This is a genomic window from Nostocoides jenkinsii Ben 74, assembly GCF_001046875.1.
In the GTDB taxonomy this organism is placed as follows: domain Bacteria; phylum Actinomycetota; class Actinomycetes; order Actinomycetales; family Dermatophilaceae; genus Nostocoides_A; species Nostocoides_A jenkinsii.
The window spans coordinates 1988472-2009606 of the sequence record NZ_HF571038.1 but is presented as its reverse complement, the minus strand read 5'-3'; the positions used below and the strand labels follow the sequence as shown (position 1 = coordinate 2009606).

Below are 21135 nucleotides of genomic sequence, written 5' to 3'. Positions count from 1 at the left end.
GACGCAATAGCTTTTGCGTCCGCCGCCGGCTATTGCGTCCGCGAGGGGCGCGACCGGGTGGGCTGGACGGAGTTGGCCTCCCTTGATCAGCGGTGGCCGGTGCTCAGCTGGCTGGCCGAGGTGATCGTGGTGCCATTGGCGGTGAGCGTCGCGCCATCGAGGGTCACCGTGCCGTTGCCGTCCACCGGGCCGTCGCCGCCCTGTCCGCTGCTGGTGATCGAGATGGTGCCGCCGGTCAGGCTGATCGAACCGTTGCCGTCGATACCGTCCTTGCCGGCCTGCACGGTCACGGTGCCGCCGGTGATGGAGACCAGGGAGCCGTCGTCGGACTCGGTGCCGCCCTGCTGCGTTCCCATCGTCCCGTTGATGCCGTCGTCGGAGGCCGTCACCGAGACGTCTCCGCCGGAGATCGTGACCGCTTGGGACTCGATCCCCTCCACGCTGGTCTCGACAGTCACGGCGCCGTCGGTGATGGTCAGGGCCTGCTCGCCCTTGATGCCGTCGTCGCCGGAGTTGACAGTCACGGTGCCGCCGTCGATGCGGACCCACCCGCGGTCGGCGTCGTCGGCGTTGTCACTCTTCACGCCGTCTCCTTGCGCATCGACGGTCACGGTCCCGTCGAGTACCTGCACGTAGTCCTTCCCGCGAATGCCGTCGTCCACGGCCGTCACCGAGAGGGTCCCGGAGGCGATCACGAGGCCGTCGGAGCTGCTGATGCCGTCTCCGGTCCGGCCGGTCACGGTGAGGGTTCCGTTGCCCGCGATGGTCAGGTCGGATGCCGAGGCGATGGCCCCCGTCGGCGTCGAGTCGTCGGAGATGGTGTATGCCGCGCCATCCGTCACGGCGTTCGTCGACCCGTCCGCGAGCACCAAACTCACCTCGTCGGCGCTCGTCACCGCGATGGCCGGGCCGGAGGAGTTGGTGATGGTGACGCCGTCGAGAATCACCACGATGGCCGCGTCATCCGGGGCCGCTATCACGATCTGGCCGTCGCTGAGGGTCCCGGAGATGCGATAAACCCCGTCCTCGGTGATCGTCACCGTGTTGCCGTCCACCGTGACACCGTTGCCGGCCGTGCTCGCGCCGTCAGCCAGGTTGATCGCCACCTCATCGGCGGCGTCCCACGTGAGATCGTCGGCGTCATAGTGCGTATCGACGGACGGCGAAACACTGGCCGCCTGAACGACGGTGGCGCCAGACGAGGTGCCGGTCTGCGCGGTGGACGTCACGCTGGTCGACGTCGTTGCCGAGGTGAGCGAGCCGCTCGAATCCGACACCGCGACACCGCAACCTGCGAGCATCACGCTGACGAGGGCGGCCGACGAGGCAAGGGCGGCGAGCTTCTTGGAGCGGAGGTTCATGGCGGAGGGAGCCTTTCGGGTTGGGGCTTGCGCAGGTGGCCTGCTGTACCCCTAGAGATTCCCGCGGGCGGCTTTGCCCGAATCGGTGACCCTGCTGTGTGCTTCCTGTGAGGCTCGCCGCGTCCTCTCGCGGTCCTTGTCGGCACGTATCACCGCGCCCGCGACGCCCTCTTCAGCGAGCCCGGCAAATGCCCGTGCCGACAGAACCCAAAGGCATCGCGATGAAACTGCACACCATACGAACGTCCGTCGTGCTGACCACGCTCGCTGCGGTCACGCTGACTGGTTGCGGCGGATCAGCGTCGCCGACGCAGTCGTCTGGCGGTGGCACATCGGCGTCGACGACCTCGACTCCGCAGGCGAAGTCAGCCACGTCCGGCCGGTCAGCCAAGTCCTACTCGTCCGCCACGCAGACCAAGACCAGCGCACCCGTCAAAGCGATGGACTCGCATTCTTTCTGCGATTTCCTCCTGACCAAGACCAAGGGGGCAAAAGCGCTGGCTGAGGCGCCATTCTCGACAACGACAAGGCCAAGGCGAAGCAGTTGAAGGAACTCACCGGCGAGATGGCCGCGGCAGCGCCGCCCGAGATTCATGACGCCTTCGTCAAGGTGCTCAAGGTCAGTGACGCGTTACTCGATTACGTGATCACGGGGAAGATCCCCGACATCAGTGAGGGCGGCATCCTCGCGGACCCGAGCATCATGGCCGCGGTGGACGAGGAGAAGGCGTGGTTGACGAAGAAGTGCCCCAAGGCCCTGTCTTTGCTGCACGACCTCGAATAGGCCCCGACTCGAATAGGCCCGGCGGTGGTGGGGAACTTTGCTGTCATCCCAGCGACAGTAAGTTTCCCCGCGACCTAGGGATGACGGCCGCTGAGCACCGGCGCCACACCTGATCGAGCACGGCGGAGGCCGGGTGCGCGGCGTCCCCAAGGACGCGGTGGATGACCTCACCACCGGCGGTCACCAGCCGAGTGGCGCCTGGCGCGGGCGGGCTCTCGACACCGAACGCGTACACCGCATCGAGGACCCGCGCGGGCGCCATATCGGCGGCATGCAGGTCTTCCACGAGCACGGGTATGCCGTCGCGCGCCACCCGCGTCCGGCTCACCAGCTGCCCGGGCCCTTCGCCGTGCCGCCCGAGCACGATCGTCTCGCGTAGCAGCGCCGCGGCGCCCGGCGCCAGGTCGAGGATCAGATCGCGTTCGACGCACGAGCCCTGCGCCGAGACCCAGGGAAGCGCCTCGTGCAGCAGACATCCGTCGGCAGCGATATCCACCTCGAACCGCCAGCGCGCTTGCCCGCCGCGCATGTCGTGCGCGATCGTCCCGGCAATGTCCTGGAGGTGCAGCTGCACACCCTCCCCAACATGAACACGGAGGACAACATCGTCACCGGCCAGCAGCAGTGCGCGCTCCGGCACCACCGCAACCCGCACGCGCGCGCCATCGCAGGACTGCGTGAGCACTCGCAGCGCGCCTCCGCCGGCGCGGACCTGCGCCCCGCGCGGGCCGAGGGTCACGTCGAGTTCGGTGGTCTCGGTCGCGAGCGTCATCGACTCAGTGCGTATGCCCGTGTCGCCCGCCGGCGTGCGCATGCTCGGGTTCGCCGGGGCCGTGGCGGTGCGCTGCCATCGGACCCGGATCTGCCGGCTCAAGCCGTCCCTGAATGTATGCCGCGTGCTGGTCGAGCACCCACCCGCGCAGCTCGGCAACGGCTCGGAAGTCGTTGCGGGACAAGGCGATCACTGGGCCGCCCTGTCGAGCGGCGAGGGCATCGGCATACATCATCGGCACATCGACACCGACGTGCGGTCCCAGATCGGTCTTGTTGACCACCAAAAGATCCGCCCGCTCGATGCCCGGGCCACCCTTGCGTGCGACATCACCACCGCCGGCGACATCGATGAGGAAGATCTGGACGTCGACCAGGGCCGGCGAGAAGGTCGCGGTGAGGTTGTCGCCGCCGGACTCGACGAGGATCACATCGAGCGGCCCGTGCTGAGCCTCGAGTCGTTCACAGGCCATGGCGTTGGCCGTGATGTCGTCGCGGATGGCCGTATGCGGACACGCCCCCGTCTCGACAGCGAGGACGCGAGCAGGGTCCAGCACTCCGGCGGCGCGGATCATCCGCGCATCCTCATCGGTATAGATGTCGTTCGTGACGACCCCGATGGCGATGTCGTGGGCGAGCTCTCGGCAGATCATCATGATCAAGGAGCTCTTGCCGGTGCCGACGGGGCCGGCGATCCCCAGGCGCATGGCGCGACGCGTTGGGGCGCAGTGGTTTTCAGGCACGGAAGAGTCTCCTCGTCGTGGTGGTGTGGGCTTCGGCGTAGCTCTCCAGGTGCGGCGCCGACCGGGCCGGGATCTGGTCGGGGGTGACAATGTCGGCGCTCGCCGAGACGACCGACGCGATGGCAGGGAAGGCCGCAAGGGTCCACCCCGCCACCTCGAGGGGGTCACCGGGTCGCAGCTTGAGAGCGGCCGAGGTGATGGTCTGCACCGCGTCATAGGCGACGACTCGTGCGATGTCAGCGGCGTCGATGCCCGTGGCGGCCGCGATTGCGCCGAGGACGAGCGCACCGGGCGGGTTGGCCGGGAGGGGGACAAGCTGCCAGAGCCGCGAGGCCAGGCGCACCAGGGCAGCCCCGACGATCTCGGCGTCGGCTCTCAGCGCCGCGCTCGGCGTGCGAGCGCGCCACGCGTCCAGCACCGGCTCAAGAGGCAGCCCCGCGAGCGCGTGTCGACGGGCCACGACGGCAGTTCCGGCGTCGGTTCGCACGACAGTGCGCAGGTGCAGGTTGATGAAACCGGGGATGTCGTCGACGCCGGCAGCAAGCGCGGGCTCCAGCGATCCCGAGCGCGTATGACCGCCGATCGGCAGCCGCGCGTCGGCGAGGAGCAGGGCGGTGAGGGCGCCGTGCTCGGGCTGAATCTGCGGCTCCCACGCGAGCTTCACGGGCGACTCACTCATCAGAAGAGCGAATAGAGCTGTCCGAGAGGAACTCTCGAAACAGGCGCGGGATCGACGAGTTCACCGTCGATGCTGATGGCGAAGGTCTCGGGGTCGACGACGATTGCGGGAAGCGCGTCATTGTTGATCATCTGCGCCTTGCCGATGGCGCGGGTGTCGGTCACGGGGAGCAGCTCTCGACGCAGCCCGAGCCGGTCCGCCAGACCGGCCCCCAGGGCGGCCGGCGCGACAAAGGAGACGCTGTGGTCGGCCCCATCCTGCTCGACGAGGGTCGGGCGCATCAGCACCGGCTGCGGGGTCGGGATCGAGGCGTTTGGGTCGCCGAGGGCGGCATACACCAGCGCCCCGCCCTTGAGCACCACGGACGGGCGGATGCCGAAGAAGCGCGGCTCCCACAGCACCAGGTCCGCCAACTTGCCGGGCTCCACCGAGCCGATCTGGGAGTCGACGCCATGCGCGATCGCCGGATTGATCGTGTACTTCGCGACATACCGGCGGGCCCGCTCGTTGTCCGCGGGCAGGTTCTCTCCAAGCCGGCCGAAGCGATCCTTCATCGCGTGCGCGACCTGCCAGGTCCGGCAGATGACTTCGCCGATGCGCCCCATAGCTTGCGCGTCGGAGGAGGTGATCGAGAGGGCACCGAGATCGTGCAGCAGGTCCTCCGCGGCGATGGTTGTGCCTCGGATCCGGGACTCGGCGAAGGCCAGGTCCTCCGAGACGCGCGGGTTCAGGTGATGGCACACCATCAGCATGTCGAGATGCTCGGCAATGGTGTTGATCGTGTGCGGAAGCGTGGGATTCGTCGACCCGGGGATGATGTGCGGCTCACCGGCGATCGTGATGATGTCCGGGGCGTGGCCGCCACCGGCACCCTCGGTGTGGAAGGCGTGGATCGAGCGGCCCCCGATTGCCGCCACCGTGGACGCGACATAGCCGGCCTCGTTGAGCGAGTCGGAGTGCAGAGTCACCTGTAGGCCCCACTCCTGCGCGGCCCGAAGTGCGGCGTCGATCGCGGCCGGCGTCGAGCCCCAATCCTCGTGCACCTTGTATGCCGCGGCGCCCCCGAGCGCTTGTTCGGCCAGACCGGCCGCGCTCACCGTATTGCCCTTGCCCATCAGCAGCACGTTGACCGGGAGTGGATCGAGGGCGCGGTGCACTGCACTCAAATGCCAGGCGCCGGGGGTGACGGTGGTGGCCTTGGAACCCTCCGAGGGGCCTGTTCCACCGCCGCCGATCGTCGTGATTCCGGTGGCCAGCGCCTCATGGATCTGGGAGCGCGACAACAGGTGGACGTGGGTGTCGAAGGCGCCGGCCGTGAGGATCTTTCCCTCTCCCGCAATGACATCCGTGGAGGGACCGATGATGAGTGCGGGATGGACACCATCGGCGATGTCGGGATTGCCGGAGCGGCCGAGGGCGACGATGCGTCCGTCACGGATGCCGACATCCGCGCGGACGATGCCCCAATGGTCCAAGACGATGGCATTGGTGATGACGGTGTCCAGGGCACCGTCATCGCGGGAACGGGTGGACTGGGCCATCGATTCGCGGATCGACTTGCCGCCACCGAAGATGGCTTCCTCCCCGCCGACGGTGTGATCGGCCTCGATCTCGATCCACAGATTGGTGTCGCCGAGCCGGACCTGGTCGCCGACAGTGGGGCCGTACAGCGCGGCGTACGCTTCCCGGCTGATCCACGCCATCAGCGCGCCCCGCCGATCTGGATGCCCGGCACTCGGCGTTGCCCGCGCAAGGCGACGATGTCGACCTCCCGGGAGACGCCTGGCTCGAATCGCTGCGATGTGCCGGACGGGATATCGAGTCGATGGCCCTGACAGGCGGCTCGGTCGAAGTCCAAGGCGGGATTGACGCTCGGAAGGTGGATATGGGAACCAATCTGGACGGGGCGATCGCCGGTGTTGACGATGACGATGCGCCGTCGCTCCTGGGGCGTGCGATCGGCATTGATCTCGATCTGGCCGGGGGCGATGCGAAGGGCACCGGGCCCGGGGCCGGGCATGCTGGTCATGGAAGTCCTCAGGTGATCGGCTGGTGGAGAGTGACGAGCTTGCGCCCGTCCGGGAAGGTCGCTTCGACCTGAACGTCGAGGAGCATCGCCGGAACGTCCGCCATCACCTGCTCGGCGGTGAGCACCTGCCGGCCGGCGTCCATCAACTCCGCCACGGAGGCGCCCTCCCGAGCGCGTTCGATGACCCAGGTGCTCAGCAGCGCCACAGATTCGGGATAGTTGAGCAGCACGCCCCGGGCCAACCGGTCGCGCGCCACCATCCCCGCAGTGGCCAGCAACAATTTCTCGACGTCGCCGGGTGTCAGATGCATCTCAGACCGCCATCATCGAGCGCACCCTCGACCCGGCGTCGTTGCCGCCCTCACCGCTGCCCGTGATCCGGCCCGACTCCAGAACGTAGAAGTGCTCCGCCGCGCGCAGGGCGAACCCGACATGTTGCTCGACGAGCAACACCCCGAGCTCCCCGGTTGAGTTCAACTCCAGAATGGTCCGCTCGATCTCGGCGACCACATTGGGCGCGATGCCCTCTGTTGGCTCGTCGAGGATGAGCAGCTTGGGTTTGGTCAGCAGGGCGCGACCGATGGCGAGCTGCTGTCGCTGCCCGCCCGAAAGCAGCCCGGCGCGCCGGTCGAGGACGGCACGCAGTGCCGGGAAGAGATCGAGGATCTGATCGATCGCCGCCGCGTTTTTGGGCGCGACGAGCTGCAAGTTCTCGCGGGTGGTCATGGTGGGGAAGCTCAGCTGCCCTTGCGGGACATATCCGAGGCCGCGCCGGACCCGCGCGCTGGGCCGGGTTCCGGTGACATCCTCGCCATCGATCACGATCGAGCCAGACGTTATGGGCAGCAGCCCCATCGCCACTCGCAAGAGGGTGGTCTTACCGGCCCCGTTGAGACCCATGACCGCAACCGCGCGGCCGCTGGGCACCGTGATCGAGACATCGTGAAGGACCCGCGTTCGGCCGTATCCCGCTGTCACAGAGCGTAGTTCAAGCATTCGAGACTCCTTCGGCGTGGTCGCCCAGATAGACGCGTTGCACCTCGGGATTGGCGCGGATCTGCTCCATCGAGCCGGACGCGAGCACCCGGCCGGCATGCAGGACCGTGACCACATCGGCATAGCGCCGCACGAATTCCATGTCGTGCTCGACGACGACGATCGTGCGCTCGCGACCGATCCGGTGCAGCAATTCGCCGGTCGCGTCCCGCTCTTGCGCGCTCATGCCAGCGACCGGTTCGTCGAGCAAGAGGACGCGGGCATCCTGGACCAGCAGCATCCCGATTTCCAGCCACTGCTTCTGACCGTGGCTCAGCACTCCGGCGGGTCGATCCAGCAGATGGCTCAGGCCGACGGCCTCCGCCGCCTCGGCGACGGCATCCGGTATGCCGTGCCTCGCGCGCCACAGCGACCGCCGACGACGGTGCCGCAGTCCGGCGATGTCGAGATTCTGCAGGACGGTCAGGTCGTTGAAGACCGTGGCGGTCTGGAAGGTGCGACCAACCCCGAGCCGCGCGATCGCGTGCGACGAACGACCCAGGAGGTCCTCGCCGTCGAAGGTCGCGACGCCTTGACCGCGAGCGAGTCCGGTGAGCGCATCGATGACGGTGGTCTTGCCGGCCCCATTTGGGCCGACGAGGAAGTGCACCTGCCCCTGCAACAAGGTCAGGGCGACGCCGTCCACGGCGACGAAGTCCCCGAAGGAGACCCGAAGGTCGCGCACCTCCAAGTAGTCGTCCGTGCGTATCAACTCGGCCGTCATACCGCCGCCACCTCCCCTGCCTCGGCGTGGACGCGGCGCAAGCGCCGACCGCCGGCCGCCTCGCGTGCCTTGGCGAGGACGCTGGACAGGCCACCGGGCAGAAGAAGCAAGACAACAATGAAGAGCGCACCCTGGAAATACGTCCACGAACCGGCGAAGCGTTCGGAGAGGGTGGACTCGGCATACCCAACCGCTATGGCCCCGAGGGCCGGCCCGAAGAGCGAGGCGCGCCCGCCGAGGGCGACCCCGGCAATGAGGCCGATCGAGGCGACAACGCCGACATCGTCCGGGGAGATGATGCCGACGATCGGGACATACAGGGCGCCGCCGACGGCCGCGAGGACGGCCGCGACGACATACGCGAGGAGCTTGGGGAATGCCGGGTCTTGCCCGAGGAACCGGACGCGCTCCTCGGCATCGCGGGTGGCGATGAGCAACTCACCGAAGCGCGAGCGCTGCAGGTGCGCAACGAGCGCCAGGCTGAGCAGGAGCACGCCCGCCGCGATGAGATAGAGCATCTTCTTGTTCGCCGGGTCATAGAGCGAGTAGCCGAAGAAGCCGCGGAAATTGTTCAGGCCGTTGTAGCCCCCCGTGGTCTTGACCTGCCCGATGAGCAGCAGCGCGAACGCCGCCGTGAGGGCCTGCGAAAGGATCGCGAAGTAGGCCCCCTTGATCCGACGCTTGAAGATGGCCAGGCCCAGGATCGTGGCGAGCAGGCCCGGCACGAGCACGATGGCCGCCAGCGTCACGAGGGGCGACCGGAAGGGTTCCCACCACAGCGGCATCTGCCCATCGGCATACAGCAGCATGAAATCGGGTATGCCGTTCGGTCCGGCGTCGGCGAGCTTGAGGTGCATGGCCATCGCATAACCGCCAAGGCCGAAGTACATGCCCTGGCCCAGGACGAGCATGCCCCCTCGCCCCCAGGCCAGGCCGATGCCGACCGCGGCGATCGCATAACAGAGGTACTTCGCCAACAGGCCGAGCCGGAATGGCGAGAGCGCGAGCGGCGCGATGACCAGCAGGGCAACGGCCAGCACTGCCAGGCCGATCCACGGGCCGGCCTTGGCGAACCGCGTCGGTTCTGCGAAAGACGTTCTCGGAGAAGTCATGCCAGGCTCCTAGTCGTCGTGGTGAAGATGCCCTGGGGGCGAATCTGCAAGAAGGCGACGATCGCCAGCAGCATGAGGACCTGCGCCATGGACCCCGAAGTCCAGGACTCCAGGAAGCTGCGACCGATGCCGATGCCCAGGGCCGCGAGGATCGTTCCTTTGAGCTGCCCGATGCCGCCGACGACGACCACGAGGAAGGCCTCCACGATGTAGGAGGTGCCCACCGTGGGACCCGTCGATCCGAGCAGGGTCAAGGCGACCCCCGCGACCCCGGCGAGACCGGAGCCGATGAAGAAGGTGGTCCGGTCGGTGCGCCGCGTCGAGATCCCGAGGGACTCCGCGAGGTCGCGGTTGGCGACAGTGGCGCGAATGCGGCGACCCAGATCGGTCAGTCGAAGCATCGCGAACAAGCCGGCCACGCAGAGCGCGGACAGCGCGATGATGAACAGCCGTGTCACCGGAAAGCCGTAGCCCAAGATCGGCACGGTCCCCGACAACCAGGTTGGCGTCGACACCTCCTTCGCCGGCGCGCCGAAGATATCCCTGGCCAGCTGTTGCAGGATCAGGCCGACACCGAAGGTGACGAGGAGAGTGTCCAGGGGACGGTCATACATCCAGCGCAGGATGGTGGCCTCCAAGGCGATGCCCAGGAGTCCGCCGATCAGGAAGCCGACGACCAGCGCAACCGGAAGGCTGAGCGCACTGCCCCGCAGGATTGAGGCGGTGACGAAGGCGGTGTAGGAACCGGCCATCAGGAACTCCCCGTGCGCCATATTGATCACGCCCATCTGACCGAAGGTCAAGGTGAGGCCGATCGCGACGAGGAGCAGAACCGATGCCGAGGAGAGACCCGTAAAGACTTGGGCGACAACGGTTTCCATAGCTCAGCCGGTCGCGCCCTTCCACCACGGGTAGCCCTTGAGGAAGGGATCGGGTTCGATGGGACCCTTCGACGACCACACCGTGTAGATCAAGCCGTCGTCGTGGATCTGGCCGATGAGGGCGGTCTTGGCGATGTGGTGGTTCTCGCCGTTGACGGTGACCTTGCCCTCGGGTGCGTCGAAGCTGACACCGCCGGCGGCGGCCTGGACGTCGGCGACCTTGAAGGACTTCGCCTTCTCGACCATGCCCTTCCACAGATAAAGGCTGGTGTATGCCGCTTCCATCGGGTCCGAGGTCACGGCCTTCGGGCCATTGGCCTTCTTGAAGTCCGCGACGAACTTCTTGTTCACGGGGGTGTCGATGGTCTCGTAGTAGTTCCACGCGGTGTACTGCCCGACGAGGTTGTCGACGCCGACGCCCGGCACCTCCTCCTCGGCGATCGAGACCGAGACGACCGGCATCGAGTCCGCAGTCAGACCCTTGCCCTTGTACTCCTTGAAAAAGGCGACATTGGAGTCGCCATTGAGAGTGTTGAAGACGGCGTCCGCGCCGGCCGTCTTGACCTTGTCGACGACGGACCCGAAGTTGGTCGAGCCGAGCGGCTGGTATTCCTCTCCGAGAACCTTGATGCCGTTGGCGGCGGCATACTGCTTGATGATCGCGTTGGCGGTGCGCGGGAAGACATAGTCCGAGCCGACGAGGAAGATCGAGGTGATCTTCTTCTCGTTCTTGAGCCACTCCAGGGCGGGAACGATCTGCTGGTTGGTCGTGGCGCCCGTGTAGAAGATGTTCTTGGAGGCTTCAAGCCCCTCGTATTGCACGGGATAGAACAGCAAGGCGTTGTTGCCTTCGAAGACCGGCAGCATCGCCTTGCGCGAGCTCGATGTCCATCCCCCGAAAACCGCTGCGACACAGTCTTTCTGGATGAGCTTGGTGGCCTTCTCGGCGAAGACGGAGGGCTCGGAGGCACCATCCTCGGAGACGATCGAGAGCTTCTTGCCGAGGACCCCGCCAGCGGCGTTGATCTCGTTGGCCGCCATGGTGAGCGACTTGAAGACTGTTGTTTCGCTAATGGCCATGGTGCCGGACAGCGAGTTGAGGAAGCCGATCTTGATGCTGTCGCCGGAGGTGTCGACACAGGAGGTCGCGCCGGCTGCCGAGGTTCCACCGGTGCTGGTGGCGTCGGTCTTGGCGCCGCACGCGGAGGTAGCGAGAGCCGTCGCCAGGACGGCGCCGGCGGCCAGGGTGCGGCGGGTGATGAAGTGCGTCACGAGGGAAATCCCTTCGAATCCATGCCAGGGGCGAGGAGATTCGGTTCACGGGGCCACGCTGCCCCGGCATCCCGATCTGCGGGTTGCTCCCGAATGGAAGGGATTCTTGGCGGGGCCTGTTTCGCCGGTGTTTCGGGTGCCGACGGTGATTGTTTCCCTCCACCGCCGATGCCCGGCCGCCGTGGGGGGCTTTACGGTCGTCCCAGCGACAGCGAGTTACCCGACGACCTAGGGCGTGGAAAGTCGACGACGAGTCGCCGGTGCCCATGGGTCGACACACTCGACGCGCAATGGACGAAAGTGCTTGAGGTTTCGCGTTGCGACGGTGAGCTCACGAGCCTGGGCCACAGCGGCGATGAGCGCATCGTCTAGGGGGGCGAACTCGGGAACACGATAGGTCGCGAGGACCCGTGCGGCGGCTAGGTCGAACGGCAGGACTCGTCCGTCAAAGGCAGGAAGGACATTGTCCTCGAACCAGCGTCGCAAGATCGCGCCCTGGGCCGCATGGGTGCGCTCCCGGCTGACGATGCCACGCTCGATTTCCGCGACGCTACTCGCCGCGATGAACTGGTCCGCGGTCGGAATGGTGCGTGTCCACTCTTCGACCTGCGGATTGCGCCCGCGAATCCGAAGGGCCGACACGACATTCGTGTCCAGCAGATAGCCCGTCATACAGCCGCCGAGCGCGCGGTCAGTCCCAATCGTTCGGGCTCGAAATCGATGTCCGCGCCCTCGTCGGTTCCCAACAGGTCGACAAGGGCGGGTGGTCGCGAATCCAAGGCGGCCGCCAGGATCTCGCGGGCTTCGGCTTCGACGGACTGTTGATGGGCTGCAGCCCGAGCGCGAAGGGCAGCCTTGGTGCCCGTCGGCAAGTTGCGTATCAGGATTTGTTCCATGGATTCCCCCTCTGATATCACGCCACGATATCAGAGTGCTGCGACGGGCAACAGGCCGGGCCGCACGGCATACGGCATGCTCGGGGAGTGGACACCGGAGGAGGCCGAGGACTCGGGCGTATGGCGCTCGGAGGCTTCCTGCTCCTCGCCGGGATCGCGCACCTGACGGTGGCGCGGGAAGAGTTCCGGGCACAGGTGCCGCCGTGGGTGCCGCTGGACACCGACCCTGTGGTCGTCCTGTCCGGGATCGTCGAGATCGGACTCGGCCTCGCGCTCTGGCTATGGCGGCGGCCGCTGGTCGGCTGGATCGTCGCGGCCTTCTTCGTCGCGGTCTTCCCGGGCAACCTGTGGCAGTGGATCGAGGGGCGGGATGCGTTCGGGCTCGACACCGACCGGGCCCGGCTGATTCGGCTGTTCTTCCAGCCGCTGCTGGTGGCGTGGGCGCTCTGGTGCACGGGCGCGTGGCGGGCCTGGCGGCAAGGCAGGCGCCGGTCGGTTTAGCGCGGAATCAACTGGATCGAACAGCGCGGGCCCACGGCATTCGCCAGCCTTCTATCAGCCGTGGCGAGGGGCACGGCATACATCTCCGCAGCGGCGACGAAGGCGGCGTCATAGGCGGTGAGGTTCTCGCGTAATGCCCAGACTCGGGGAAGGAGGATGGGCAGCGCGATGCGGTCGATCGCGAGCGCCCGCCAGGCATCGAGCGCAACCGCAGCGTTGGCGTGGTCAAGCTTGCCGCCTCGCACCAAACCGCGAAGGGCATGCGCGACCTCGACGTCGATGTGCGCGGGCGCCAGGAGGCGTTGGCCCGAGAGGGCTACCCGTGCGGCGCGATGGCCCAATAGCGCGGCCAACACCACGGACGTGTCAACGACAATCATCGGTCGCGACCGCGGCGAACCTCGTCGACGATGTCGTCAATGCCGATCTCGACCTCGGTGGTGGACCAGATGATGTCGGCATTGCGCCGGAAGGCCACTGCGGCGGCGAGCTCCCTGACGGCGAGCGCGCTCACGGACATCGACTCGGCACTGGCGAGTTCCTCGAGCGCGGCGCTCACGTCATCAGGGACGTTGCGCAGGTACAGCGTCTTCATGTCGCATGATGCTAGCAACTTGCGACATCCCCTTGCGATTTGGCGTCTCTACACTGACGCGATGGTCAGCAATCCCGATGCTCGCGGCCACGGATCGAGCCACGGGCCGTCAGTCAGCTCGGTTGAGGTGATCGCGTTTGCGACGCGGGCCGAGTTGTGGGCTTGGCTCGCGGAACACGCCGACTCACACCCCGGTGCGTGGGTGCGCTTGACGAAGTCCGGGCGTCCGACGCCGTCGGTCAGCTTTCACGACCTGCTCGAAGCCGGCATTGCGTACGGCTGGAGCGAGAGCACCCGGCGCGGTTACGACGCAGACTCCTACCTACAAAAGTTCACGCCTCGCCGGCGACCGGGGACCACCTCGGGGCGCAACCGCGCGATCGCCGAACGCCTAGAGGCCGCAGGCCTGATGACGGACGCCGGCCGCGCCGCATTGGGTCTATGAGGTTGACGCGCGTCCGTGACGCTCAGGAATCGCGCGACTCCGCGATCCGATCTTCGGTCACCACGAACCTCGGATCATCGATCCCCAGGTGTCGGCCCGGCCAAGGCGTGCGGAGCAGTCGGCACGCGTGGTTGTCGATGCGGAATCGCGTTGCGCCGCTTGCCAAGTCGTCCACATGGGACCTCCGTCCCGGGCGCGACGAGGGACTCCCGGATGAAGGTGCTCATCTTGGCGAACGACGGCCCGTCGCCGCCGTAATAGTCAAGGAGTTGGTTAAGGCCGCGGGTCGGCAGCGCGCGGGTCGTGCCGATGCCGCCGGGGCCGTTGAGCACCATCCGGTCGACGAGGTCGGGCCGGTCGAGCGCCAGGCGCAGGGCGGCGCCGCCGCCATACGAGTTGCCAACGAGGTGAGCGCGCTCGATGTCGAGGGCATCGAGGAGGCCGCGCACGGCATACGCCAGGTCCCGAAGGGGTCGCTTTGGTCGAGGTCCTTGCTGGAGCGGCCATAGCCCGGCAGGTCGGGGATGACGAGGGTGAAGTGCTCGGCGAGGGTCGCGATATTGCGCGTCCAGTTGGCGACGCCGCTGGCGCCCGGGCCGCCGCCGTGAAGGAGAACGAGCGCCGGACCCGAGCCCGTGGTGGCGACGAAGAGCTCGCGCGATCCGAGCCGGATAACGCGCTCCTGCAAAGTTGATGGATTCATCATGTTTGCTGTGAAGCAGAATGTGATGGAATCATCAAGATGTATCTCGCGAGCAGAACGGAGCAGTTGTGACCGCCACGACCACAGGTCAGGCCAAGCGGCGCCAACGCACCCATGACGCGCTGGTCGAGGCCGCAGCTGCCCTGCTCGGCGAGGGGCGGACGCACGCGACGATCGAGGAGATCACGACTCGCGCGAGGGTCGGATTCGGGTCGTTCCACAACCACTTCGCGAGCCGGGAGGACCTCTTCCGCGAGGCGGTGCTGGCCACGCTGGAGAACTTCGGGACCCTCCTAACGGCCGCCACTGCCGGCATTGAGGACCCGGCGGAGCGCTTCGCCCGCAGCTTCCGGTTGTGCGGGCGGCTGGCGGTCAGTTCCCCCGAGCTGCTGGCTCCGCTGGAGACCATCGGCACCGAGGCGCTGGTTGTCGATCGTGGCCTGCATCCGCTGGCGCTCGCGGATCTGCGGCGAGGGGTCGAGGCCGGCCGGTTTGTCGACGTCGATCCCGAACTGCTTCTGGCCAGCGCGGGCGGGGCCCTGCTCGGCCTGATCCGGTTGCTCGGCCATGACCGCGCCATCGACGGCATCGCGGCGACCGATGCCGTGACCGAGCGGGTGCTGTGCTTGTTGGGCGTGGCGCCGCAGGAGGCGCACATACTGGCTACGACGCCCTTGCCGCTGAGCACCTGAGGAGACACGGCGTGCGACCCCTGCGCTACTCGATCAATGTCACGCTGGACGGTAGCGTGCACCACGAGGCCGGACTCCCGCCCGACGAGGAGTCGATGCACTATTGGACCGAGCAGATGGCGCAGGTCGATGCGCTGATCCTCGGCCGCGTGACCTACTCGATGATGGAGTCGGCGTGGCGGCGGCCGGCCAGTGGGGAGTGGCCCGACTGGATGACCGCCCGGGACCTCCCTTTCGCGGAGGCCATCGACACGGCTCTGAAGTATGTCGTGTCCGGCACCCTCGACGCCGTCGACTGGAACGCCGAACTGCTGGCGGGAGATGTTGGGTCAGCGATCCGGCGACTCAAGGCCGAGCCGGGCGGCCCCCTGTGGGTGGGCGGCGTGACCCTTCCGGTGGCGCTGGCCGACCTGGGATTGATCGACGAGTACGAGTTCGTCGTCCAGCCGGTGCTCGCCGGCCATGGGCCGCACTTGCTGTCCGGGCTGCGCGAACACCTCCGGCTGGAGCTGCTCGACCGGCGCGAATTCCGTTCGGGCGCAGTGGTTCTGCGCTACCGATCAACCGTCGTTGGTTAGGCGTCGAGCCAGTCGGTGAGCAGGCGGACCATCGGCCAGGCCGCATCGGTCCAGTTGCCGAGGACAGTCATCGTGGTCTGGGTGATTGGGTCGTGCAGGCTGGTCATGGAGACACCTGCGTCATCACCCTCCATCCAGGCTCGCTCGCTGGACGTATGCCGATGGAGGCCCAGGCCGTATCGTCTCGATTCTTCGGGCCATTCGCTGTGCGGGCGCAGCGCCTCGGCCAGCAGGTCGGGGCCGAGCATGTGGCCGACCATCAGCTCGTCCCAGAAGCGCGCCAAATCGGCTGTCGTGGAATAGATTCCACCATCACCGCTGCCGTGGACGGGCAAGTGGAGGGCATTGGAACGCAGGCCGTCGCGCTCTAGGTAGCCAATGGCCGCGGAGCCGGGGAGTTGGTCCATCCGCTCAAATGCGGTCGCGGTGAGGCCGGCTGGTCGGCATACCTCTTCCTCGATCAGGTCGGGGAAGGCGCGGCCGGACGCGCGCTCGGCCAGCAGCGCGAGGACGACATAGCCGGCGTTGTTGTAGGTGAAACGCTCCCCGGGGGCGAACTGGGTTGGGTTCCCGTCGAGGGCCGGGAGGTAGTCCTCGGTCGTGGCAAGGCGATGCACCGGGACGGTCATGACATAGCTGGTCATGTCGTCGATCGCCGACTCATCGAGGTAGTCGCCGATGCCTGAGCGATGCGCGAGCAAGTGCCCGATGGTGACCGCGTCGTCGATGAGCGGCAGGTCGTCGCGGAGCAGCGAACGGGCGGGAGTGTCGAGCGCCAGGATGCCGCGCTCGATCAAACGCAGGACGGTCACGGCGGTGAATGTCTTTGTCCCACTGGCGATTCCGAAGCGAGTTTGCATGGTGTTGCGGATCGAGTGGGCTCGGTCCGCCAGGCCGTATGCCGTGTCCACCACCCGCTCCCCGGCCTGGTCCACCCGCACCACCCCGGAGAAGCCGGTGCGTTCGGCGGCTTCGTCGATGGTGTTGGCGAGGCCGCGCGTTGACGCGGAAACTGGGTGTGGTGGCGTCGCGGCGGCCGTAACGCCCGAGCCGCAGGACGCGAGGTCGGCGAGGTCGAACTCGAAGGCCGTCTCGTCATCGATGATCTCGCCCGTGAGGCGCGCGCCCAGGCCGAGATAGAAGTCGCGCGGCCCGCCAGCGCCCTCGGTGAAGCTGGACCACAGCCGCGAGTTTCCCTGCGCCAGAAGATCTTCCGCCAGCAGCGCCAACGCCCGGCGACCGATCCCGCGCCCCTGGAAGCGCCGGTCGATGAGCATTCGCCAAAGGTAGGGAACGGCCATCGTCGGGGAACGATCGGCATACATCAGGAAGCCGGCGGGCTCGCCGTCGGCGCGGATGCCGCGCAGGACGGGCACGAGGCGCCCGCCGAGCCAGATGTCGGGGCGGAGGGCATCGGCATACGAAATGTCCATCGGGGCGACGAATCGTCTTTGCGTCCAATGGGTTTCGAGGCGACGCCAGTCCCACACGTTGTGGCTGTCGACGGGTTCGATGGTGACCTCGGCCGGCGGTCCGGTCGGCCGGTCACGCCAAGCACGCCAGTCGTCCGCGGTGCTGGCGTAATAGGTCGTGTCAGTCCACGCGCCCCGCCAGAGGTAGCTCTGCTTGCCCTCGTGCTCGTGGACCAGGCCGATCGCTTCGAGGGCGCGCTGCGAGGCGATATTGCGGGGGTCGGCTTCACCGGTGACCCGGACGACACCAAGCCGTTCGACCAGATCCTCGACCACCGCGCGCGCCGCCTCCTGGGCATATCCGCGCCCCCAATGCTCGCGGGCGAGCGAAAAGCCAACCGAGGCTTGCTGACCCGACTCATCACGGCATACGGGGATCTCCCCGATGTGCGTGCCGTCGAGGTCGATGGCGAGTTCCGTCCAGCCCGTCGGCTTAAGGTCGTCGAGGTCATCCTGGCTGGCAAGCCAGGCGGCGCGCTCGGGTGTGTACGGCAGCTCCCAGTCCTGCAGTTGCGCGACCTCGGGATCGTTGCGGTAGGCGCACTGGGTCTCGATGTCCGTGCTGCGCATGATGCGGACCGTGAGGCGGTCGGTGTGCAACGGGTAGCCCATCGCGCAACGATCCCATCCGCCCGGCCAACTCCGCAGCGGAATGAGGAAGTCAGCGCCGAGGCATCAAAAGGACTCCCTAGTCGCGCTGGGCAGCGTGCTCCGCGTTCAGCGACCGGAGTTCAGGAGTTGGGCGAGCACCTGAGCTTCGCTGTGCTCGACGACCTTGCTGGCGGTGAGGAGGTGGGGCGGCCGTCGTTGTGGAGGTGCTCGAGCTCGTTGAAGGCGGCAGACTGGTCGGGGTTGTCGTGCAGCTCCCCTTCGTAGCGCGTTTGGAAGTCCTCCCACTTGGCTGGGTCGTGGGAGTACCACGTGCGCAGCTCGGTCGTCGGCGCGACCGCCTTGAGCCACTGATCGAGGTGAGCGCGCTCCTTGCTCACCCCGCGTGGCAAGAGGCGGTCGACGAGGACCCGAGCGCCGTCGGAGTCCGCGGGATCGTCGTACACCCGCTTCACAGAAACCTTGGCCACGCTGACCCCCCCGTCAGAAGCGACAAGGTCCTCGCGATCGGCGCGGACGCGCGCGTGAACGTGGCATACGCCTCGGACAAGGGCTGGGTCTCGGTCTCGGGGACGGCTGAACTGAGCCGCGATCGAGCCAAGCTTGAGGAGCTGTGGGATCCGTCGGCCTCGGCGTTCATGTCGGGCGGACCGGACGACCCGAACAGCGCCCTGCTCAAGGTCACGGGCAATACGGCTCAGCTGTGGAAGTCGCCCGGCAGCGTCGGGCTCCTGCTGACCATGGCCAAGGGACTGCTCGGCAAGGACCCGGCCAAGGACGAAGACGCCCCGATCGTCGAACTCTGACCCGAACCGGGCTAACTCAGCACAGGTTGGTCGAATCTGCACACCTTGCAAGGTGTGCAGATTCGACCAACCTCTGTTAGCGGCACTTAGGCAACTTGGGCGGGCGAGCGGCAGTACAGTCCAGGGATGGGCCACGACACGGCATACCGGATCGAGGCACTGACCCCGCAGACGTGGCCGGCCTTCGAGGCGTTGGTGACGCGCCACAACGGGATCTTCGGCGGGTGCTGGTGCACGTGGTTCCACGACGGCCACCCGAGTTGCCAGGGGCGCGGAGAGACCTATGAGGGCAACCGCGCCGTCAAGAAACGGCTCGTTGAGAAGGGTGTCGCGCACGCTGCTTTGGTGATGGCCGGCGCGGAGGCGGTGGCGTGGGCGGAGTACGGGACGCCCGAGGAGCTGCCGACGATCCACCACCGCAAGGAGTACGACGCGACGAAGGAGGCCGATCCGGACTACCGGATCACCTGCGTCTTCGTCGACAAGCGGCACCGCCGGCAGGGGGTGACCGAGCTGGCGATCCAGGGTGCTCTGGATCAGATTGCGCGGGCTGGGGGTGGGCGCGTCGAGAGCTATCCGCATGACCTCACCAAGCAGACGAAGAAGATGTCCTCGTCCTTCCTCTACAACGGGACGCGCCGGTTGTATGAGCGGCTCGGGTTCACCTATGACCGACCAAAGGGTCTCAAGAACTGCGTGATGGTCAAGTACGTCGAGCCCGCCTGAGGTCGCGAAAGCTACTGTGCTAGTTGCCAACTCACGCCGAATCGGTCGGCGACCCAGCCGAAGCGCGGGTTGAAGCCGTAGTCCGCGAGGGGCATGAAGACGAAGCCGCTCTCGGCGAGAGCCGTGAAGAGACGGTCCACCTCGGCGGCGGTGCCGCATTCGAGGAAGATCGAGACGGCTGGCGTGAAATCCCAGGCGTGGACCGGTGGGCTGTCGGCGGCGATGAACGGTCGGCCGGCCAGGGTGAACCGGATCATCTCGCGCCCCTCGCCGACGGGGACCCGCTCGTCGATGCGTGAGTCCGGGATTAACCCGACATAGAACTCGATGGCCTCGCCGGCGCGATGGTGCTGGAAGGTGAGATGTGTGAGGACCTGGACCATCCCGCGAGGGTATCCGGGTGGACAGAATGCGGGTATGCCCGATCCCGACCTTGGCCGCCCGCGCATCGTCTGCCTCTGCGGCAGCACCCGTTTCCTCGATGCCTTCGACGCGGCGTCGATTCAGCAGACGCTGGCCGGGAATATCGTGCTGAGCATCGCCACCACGCGCACCGCCGATGTCGACCTGTTCGCTGACCGAAGTCCCGCCGAGCAGGAGGAGTTGCGCGAGCACCTCGCGGCCCTGCATCGCGCCAAGATCGACCTCGCCGATGAGGTCCTAGTCCTCAATGTCGGTGGCTATATCGGCGCGGCCACCCGGGGCGAGATCGCGTATGCCGAGCGCACCGGCACCCCGGTCGCCTACCTCGAGCCCTTGGGAACGGCGTGACGCCGGCGGGGGTGCGGAGGCGGGGCCGGCTGGCCTTGGTGGCGCTGCCGATTGCGCCGCTCCAAGGAATCTGGTTGACCCGAACGATGGAGCGGTATGCCGATGCCGACGGCCGCACCGGCACCGTGGGCACCGGGCCGGGGCGCCGCACGGTCGTGGCTCTCGGGGACAGTGTCACGGCGGGGTATGCCGTGCCCCACCCCCGCGCGAGCGTCGCCGGACAACTCGCGGCCCGCCTCTCCGCGCGTGAGAATGCCACAGTCACGTGGCGGGTGTGCGCGAAGAGCGGAGCCACGGCATACGACGCCCTGGGCTTGGTCGACGAAGCGGCGCTCGCCGACGCGGACCTGATCTTCGTCTCGGTGGGGGTAAACGATCTAAAGAATGGGCACTCGGCGCGCCGCTATCGTCGCGATCTAGGCGCCCTGCTCGACGCGATCCTCGCGGCGGCGCCGCGGGCGCGGGTGTGCCTGCTCGGCATACCTCCCCTCGATCATTTCCCCGCCTTCCCTCGGCCGCTGGCCGACGTACTCGGTTGGCGCGGAAGGGCTTTCGACGCGATCGCGGCGGAAGAGCTGGCGCGACGACCACGGACGCTGCGGATCGAAACGCGTGAGCCCTTGGGGCCGGAGATGTTCGGACCGGACGGCTTCCACCCGAGCGAAGCGCTGCATGCAGCCTTCGCTGACGCGGTGATGCGCGAGTTGGCGCGCCTCGACGGTCGGTGGCTAGGTCAGGGCGCCTGAAGGTCGAAGAAGAGGAAGCAGATGAACGACTGGCCGTCTTGGTTCGGGAGGAGTTCGCGCGGGGTGTCCGGCGCCGGCGGCGGCTCGGTGACCGCGCGAATGGCGAAGCCGGCGCCGATGAAAGAATTGATGACGGCCTGAAGTGGCCTGTGCCAGTAGGTCATCCACACCTTCTGGTCGCCGAAGGTGTAGTCCTGCGCCGCA

30 protein-coding genes and 1 pseudogene are annotated in these 21135 nt (G+C 67.3%); 10 read left to right on the top strand and 21 right to left on the bottom strand.

Annotation, left to right across the window (positions count from 1 at the left end; all coding sequences use genetic code 11):
* Positions 1-86 precede the first annotated feature (86 nt).
* Positions 87-1361, bottom strand: a complete 1275-nt coding sequence (locus BN13_RS09430; protein WP_048546311.1) for a carbohydrate-binding domain-containing protein — start codon at positions 1359-1361, stop codon at positions 87-89.
* A 544-nt stretch (positions 1362-1905) separates the two neighbouring features.
* Between BN13_RS09430 and BN13_RS09420 the strand changes: the two genes are divergently transcribed.
* Positions 1906-2145 carry a hypothetical protein gene (locus BN13_RS09420; RefSeq protein ID WP_048546308.1) on the top strand — a complete coding sequence of 80 codons (240 nt, stop codon included), beginning with the start codon at positions 1906-1908 and terminating at the stop codon, positions 2143-2145.
* A 43-nt stretch (positions 2146-2188) separates the two neighbouring features.
* On the opposite strand, the gene BN13_RS18335 is transcribed toward BN13_RS09420, so the two are convergent.
* The 13 genes from BN13_RS18335 to BN13_RS09355 all read right to left on the bottom strand — a co-directional run bounded on the left by BN13_RS18335 (position 2189) and on the right by BN13_RS09355 (position 12287).
* Complete coding sequence (locus BN13_RS18335; RefSeq protein WP_053079769.1) at positions 2189-2959, bottom strand: urease accessory protein UreD; 771 nt, start codon at positions 2957-2959, stop codon at positions 2189-2191.
* Positions 2922-3659, bottom strand: coding sequence for an urease accessory protein UreG (ureG, locus tag BN13_RS09410; protein ID WP_048546306.1), 738 nt, complete (start codon positions 3657-3659; stop codon positions 2922-2924). The genes BN13_RS18335 and ureG overlap by 38 nt, the downstream gene beginning before the upstream one ends.
* Entirely contained in the window at positions 3652-4338 is a 687-nt protein-coding gene (locus BN13_RS09405; protein ID WP_048546304.1) for an urease accessory protein UreF, read from the bottom strand. Before BN13_RS09405 ends, ureG begins: the two co-directional genes overlap by 8 nt.
* Positions 4338-6041 (bottom strand): urease subunit alpha, encoded by a 1704-nt coding sequence (locus BN13_RS09400; protein ID WP_048546302.1) that lies wholly within the window; start codon positions 6039-6041, stop codon positions 4338-4340. The genes BN13_RS09405 and BN13_RS09400 overlap by 1 nt, the downstream gene beginning before the upstream one ends.
* Entirely contained in the window at positions 6041-6367 is a 327-nt protein-coding gene (gene ureB, locus BN13_RS09395; RefSeq protein ID WP_048546300.1) for an urease subunit beta, read from the bottom strand. The genes BN13_RS09400 and ureB overlap by 1 nt, the downstream gene beginning before the upstream one ends.
* Before the next feature lie 8 nt (positions 6368-6375).
* Positions 6376-6678 (bottom strand): urease subunit gamma, encoded by a 303-nt coding sequence (locus BN13_RS09390; protein ID WP_048546298.1) that lies wholly within the window; start codon positions 6676-6678, stop codon positions 6376-6378.
* A gap of 1 nt (position 6679) precedes the next feature.
* Positions 6680-7363, bottom strand: a complete 684-nt coding sequence (locus BN13_RS09385) for an ATP-binding cassette domain-containing protein (protein WP_048546297.1) — start codon at positions 7361-7363, stop codon at positions 6680-6682.
* Positions 7356-8126, bottom strand: a complete 771-nt coding sequence (urtD, locus tag BN13_RS09380) for an urea ABC transporter ATP-binding protein UrtD (protein ID WP_048546296.1) — start codon at positions 8124-8126, stop codon at positions 7356-7358. The genes BN13_RS09385 and urtD overlap by 8 nt, the downstream gene beginning before the upstream one ends.
* The gene (gene urtC, locus BN13_RS09375; RefSeq protein WP_048546294.1) at positions 8123-9238 is read right to left on the bottom strand and encodes an urea ABC transporter permease subunit UrtC; all 1116 of its coding nucleotides are present in this window, start codon (positions 9236-9238) and stop codon (positions 8123-8125) included. The genes urtD and urtC overlap by 4 nt, the downstream gene beginning before the upstream one ends.
* Entirely contained in the window at positions 9235-10119 is an 885-nt protein-coding gene (gene urtB / locus BN13_RS09370; protein WP_048546292.1) for an urea ABC transporter permease subunit UrtB, read from the bottom strand. The genes urtC and urtB overlap by 4 nt, the downstream gene beginning before the upstream one ends.
* 3 nt (positions 10120-10122) lie before the next feature.
* Positions 10123-11391 carry an urea ABC transporter substrate-binding protein gene (urtA, locus tag BN13_RS09365; protein WP_048546288.1) on the bottom strand — a complete coding sequence of 423 codons (1269 nt, stop codon included), beginning with the start codon at positions 11389-11391 and terminating at the stop codon, positions 10123-10125.
* A 228-nt stretch (positions 11392-11619) separates the two neighbouring features.
* A complete protein-coding gene (locus BN13_RS09360; protein WP_048546286.1) occupies positions 11620-12063 on the bottom strand; it encodes a type II toxin-antitoxin system VapC family toxin in 444 nt (147 codons plus the stop codon).
* Positions 12060-12287, bottom strand: coding sequence for a FitA-like ribbon-helix-helix domain-containing protein (locus tag BN13_RS09355; RefSeq protein WP_048546284.1), 228 nt, complete (start codon positions 12285-12287; stop codon positions 12060-12062). The genes BN13_RS09360 and BN13_RS09355 overlap by 4 nt, the downstream gene beginning before the upstream one ends.
* On the opposite strand from BN13_RS09355, the gene BN13_RS19590 reads away from it, so the two are divergent.
* Together BN13_RS19590 and BN13_RS09350 are read left to right on the top strand one after the other, a co-directional pair.
* Positions 12286-12453, top strand: a complete 168-nt coding sequence (locus BN13_RS19590) for a hypothetical protein (RefSeq protein WP_162199938.1) — start codon at positions 12286-12288, stop codon at positions 12451-12453. The two genes, BN13_RS09355 and BN13_RS19590, sit on opposite strands and share 2 nt — an antisense overlap.
* Complete coding sequence (locus BN13_RS09350; RefSeq protein WP_048546283.1) at positions 12408-12788, top strand: DoxX family protein; 381 nt, start codon at positions 12408-12410, stop codon at positions 12786-12788. The genes BN13_RS19590 and BN13_RS09350 overlap by 46 nt, the downstream gene beginning before the upstream one ends.
* Here BN13_RS09350 and BN13_RS09345 read toward each other — a convergent pair.
* On the bottom strand, positions 12785-13168 hold the full coding sequence (locus tag BN13_RS09345) for a type II toxin-antitoxin system VapC family toxin (protein ID WP_048546281.1): 384 nt from the start codon (positions 13166-13168) through the stop codon (positions 12785-12787). The two genes, BN13_RS09350 and BN13_RS09345, sit on opposite strands and share 4 nt — an antisense overlap.
* Positions 13165-13383, bottom strand: a complete 219-nt coding sequence (locus tag BN13_RS19995) for a hypothetical protein (RefSeq protein ID WP_201329069.1) — start codon at positions 13381-13383, stop codon at positions 13165-13167. The genes BN13_RS09345 and BN13_RS19995 overlap by 4 nt, the downstream gene beginning before the upstream one ends.
* Positions 13384-13444: 61 nt before the next feature.
* On the opposite strand from BN13_RS19995, the gene BN13_RS09335 reads away from it, so the two are divergent.
* Complete coding sequence (locus BN13_RS09335; protein ID WP_048546279.1) at positions 13445-13828, top strand: YdeI/OmpD-associated family protein; 384 nt, start codon at positions 13445-13447, stop codon at positions 13826-13828.
* Positions 13829-13902: 74 nt separating this feature from the next.
* Here the strand turns inward: BN13_RS09335 and BN13_RS18665 are convergent.
* Positions 13903-14531, bottom strand: a pseudogene (locus BN13_RS18665) (alpha/beta fold hydrolase).
* Positions 14532-14599: 68 nt separating this feature from the next.
* Here BN13_RS18665 and BN13_RS09325 point away from each other — a divergent pair.
* Together BN13_RS09325 and BN13_RS09320 are read left to right on the top strand one after the other, a co-directional pair.
* The gene (locus BN13_RS09325; RefSeq protein WP_048546277.1) at positions 14600-15223 is read left to right on the top strand and encodes a TetR/AcrR family transcriptional regulator; all 624 of its coding nucleotides are present in this window, start codon (positions 14600-14602) and stop codon (positions 15221-15223) included.
* An 11-nt stretch (positions 15224-15234) separates the two neighbouring features.
* On the top strand, positions 15235-15801 hold the full coding sequence (locus BN13_RS09320) for a dihydrofolate reductase family protein (protein ID WP_048546276.1): 567 nt from the start codon (positions 15235-15237) through the stop codon (positions 15799-15801).
* Here the strand turns inward: BN13_RS09320 and BN13_RS18660 are convergent.
* Positions 15798-17885 (bottom strand): GNAT family N-acetyltransferase, encoded by a 2088-nt coding sequence (locus tag BN13_RS18660; protein WP_084733668.1) that lies wholly within the window; start codon positions 17883-17885, stop codon positions 15798-15800. The two genes, BN13_RS09320 and BN13_RS18660, sit on opposite strands and share 4 nt — an antisense overlap.
* Positions 17886-18004: 119 nt before the next feature.
* Entirely contained in the window at positions 18005-18352 is a 348-nt protein-coding gene (locus BN13_RS09310) for a DUF488 domain-containing protein (RefSeq protein WP_157038527.1), read from the bottom strand.
* Between BN13_RS09310 and BN13_RS20595 the strand changes: the two genes are divergently transcribed.
* Together BN13_RS20595 and BN13_RS09300 are read left to right on the top strand one after the other, a co-directional pair.
* Complete coding sequence (locus BN13_RS20595) at positions 18242-18688, top strand: pyridoxamine 5'-phosphate oxidase family protein (protein WP_084733945.1); 447 nt, start codon at positions 18242-18244, stop codon at positions 18686-18688. The two genes, BN13_RS09310 and BN13_RS20595, sit on opposite strands and share 111 nt — an antisense overlap.
* Positions 18689-18814: 126 nt before the next feature.
* Positions 18815-19414, top strand: a complete 600-nt coding sequence (locus tag BN13_RS09300; protein ID WP_048546273.1) for a GNAT family N-acetyltransferase — start codon at positions 18815-18817, stop codon at positions 19412-19414.
* Between the two features lie 11 nt (positions 19415-19425).
* On the opposite strand, the gene BN13_RS09295 is transcribed toward BN13_RS09300, so the two are convergent.
* Positions 19426-19797: a VOC family protein gene (locus BN13_RS09295; protein WP_048546271.1), complete on the bottom strand. Its 372-nt coding sequence runs from the start codon at positions 19795-19797 to the stop codon at positions 19426-19428.
* 34 nt (positions 19798-19831) lie between these two features.
* On the opposite strand from BN13_RS09295, the gene BN13_RS09290 reads away from it, so the two are divergent.
* Both BN13_RS09290 and BN13_RS09285 read left to right on the top strand, forming a co-directional pair.
* Positions 19832-20185, top strand: a complete 354-nt coding sequence (locus tag BN13_RS09290; protein WP_048546270.1) for a hypothetical protein — start codon at positions 19832-19834, stop codon at positions 20183-20185.
* A gap of 74 nt (positions 20186-20259) precedes the next feature.
* Positions 20260-20931: an SGNH/GDSL hydrolase family protein gene (locus BN13_RS09285; RefSeq protein WP_157038526.1), complete on the top strand. Its 672-nt coding sequence runs from the start codon at positions 20260-20262 to the stop codon at positions 20929-20931.
* Here the strand turns inward: BN13_RS09285 and BN13_RS20265 are convergent.
* A complete protein-coding gene (locus BN13_RS20265; RefSeq protein ID WP_235434004.1) occupies positions 20919-21095 on the bottom strand; it encodes a hypothetical protein in 177 nt (58 codons plus the stop codon). The two genes, BN13_RS09285 and BN13_RS20265, sit on opposite strands and share 13 nt — an antisense overlap.
* Positions 21096-21135: the final 40 nt, after the last annotated feature.

What these genes read in the sequence shown, in the direction of transcription:
- BN13_RS09430 (WP_048546311.1), bottom strand. Translation starts at nt 1,361, where the DNA reads ATGAACCTCCGCTCCAAGAAGCTCGCCGCCCTTGCCTCGTCGGCCGCC.
- BN13_RS18335 (WP_053079769.1), bottom strand. Translation starts at nt 2,959, where the DNA reads ATGCGCACGCCGGCGGGCGACACGGGCATACGCACTGAGTCGATGACG.
- BN13_RS09405 (WP_048546304.1), bottom strand. Translation starts at nt 4,338, where the DNA reads ATGAGTGAGTCGCCCGTGAAGCTCGCGTGGGAGCCGCAGATTCAGCCC.
- BN13_RS09400 (WP_048546302.1), bottom strand. Translation starts at nt 6,041, where the DNA reads ATGGCGTGGATCAGCCGGGAAGCGTACGCCGCGCTGTACGGCCCCACT.
- ureB (WP_048546300.1), bottom strand. Translation starts at nt 6,367, where the DNA reads ATGACCAGCATGCCCGGCCCCGGGCCCGGTGCCCTTCGCATCGCCCCC.
- BN13_RS09390 (WP_048546298.1), bottom strand. Translation starts at nt 6,678, where the DNA reads ATGCATCTGACACCCGGCGACGTCGAGAAATTGTTGCTGGCCACTGCG.
- BN13_RS09385 (WP_048546297.1), bottom strand. Translation starts at nt 7,363, where the DNA reads ATGCTTGAACTACGCTCTGTGACAGCGGGATACGGCCGAACGCGGGTC.
- urtD (WP_048546296.1), bottom strand. Translation starts at nt 8,126, where the DNA reads ATGACGGCCGAGTTGATACGCACGGACGACTACTTGGAGGTGCGCGAC.
- urtC (WP_048546294.1), bottom strand. Translation starts at nt 9,238, where the DNA reads ATGACTTCTCCGAGAACGTCTTTCGCAGAACCGACGCGGTTCGCCAAG.
- urtB (WP_048546292.1), bottom strand. Translation starts at nt 10,119, where the DNA reads ATGGAAACCGTTGTCGCCCAAGTCTTTACGGGTCTCTCCTCGGCATCG.
- BN13_RS09360 (WP_048546286.1), bottom strand. Translation starts at nt 12,063, where the DNA reads ATGACGGGCTATCTGCTGGACACGAATGTCGTGTCGGCCCTTCGGATT.
- BN13_RS19590 (WP_162199938.1), top strand. Translation starts at nt 12,286, where the DNA reads ATGGATTCCCCCTCTGATATCACGCCACGATATCAGAGTGCTGCGACG.
- BN13_RS09355 (WP_048546284.1), bottom strand. Translation starts at nt 12,287, where the DNA reads ATGGAACAAATCCTGATACGCAACTTGCCGACGGGCACCAAGGCTGCC.
- BN13_RS09350 (WP_048546283.1), top strand. Translation starts at nt 12,408, where the DNA reads ATGGCGCTCGGAGGCTTCCTGCTCCTCGCCGGGATCGCGCACCTGACG.
- BN13_RS09345 (WP_048546281.1), bottom strand. Translation starts at nt 13,168, where the DNA reads ATGATTGTCGTTGACACGTCCGTGGTGTTGGCCGCGCTATTGGGCCAT.
- BN13_RS19995 (WP_201329069.1), bottom strand. Translation starts at nt 13,383, where the DNA reads ATGAAGACGCTGTACCTGCGCAACGTCCCTGATGACGTGAGCGCCGCG.
- BN13_RS09335 (WP_048546279.1), top strand. Translation starts at nt 13,445, where the DNA reads ATGGTCAGCAATCCCGATGCTCGCGGCCACGGATCGAGCCACGGGCCG.
- BN13_RS18660 (WP_084733668.1), bottom strand. Translation starts at nt 17,885, where the DNA reads ATGGGCTACCCGTTGCACACCGACCGCCTCACGGTCCGCATCATGCGC.
- BN13_RS09300 (WP_048546273.1), top strand. Translation starts at nt 18,815, where the DNA reads ATGGGCCACGACACGGCATACCGGATCGAGGCACTGACCCCGCAGACG.
- BN13_RS09295 (WP_048546271.1), bottom strand. Translation starts at nt 19,797, where the DNA reads ATGGTCCAGGTCCTCACACATCTCACCTTCCAGCACCATCGCGCCGGC.
- BN13_RS09290 (WP_048546270.1), top strand. Translation starts at nt 19,832, where the DNA reads ATGCCCGATCCCGACCTTGGCCGCCCGCGCATCGTCTGCCTCTGCGGC.
- BN13_RS20265 (WP_235434004.1), bottom strand. Translation starts at nt 21,095, where the DNA reads ATGACCTACTGGCACAGGCCACTTCAGGCCGTCATCAATTCTTTCATC.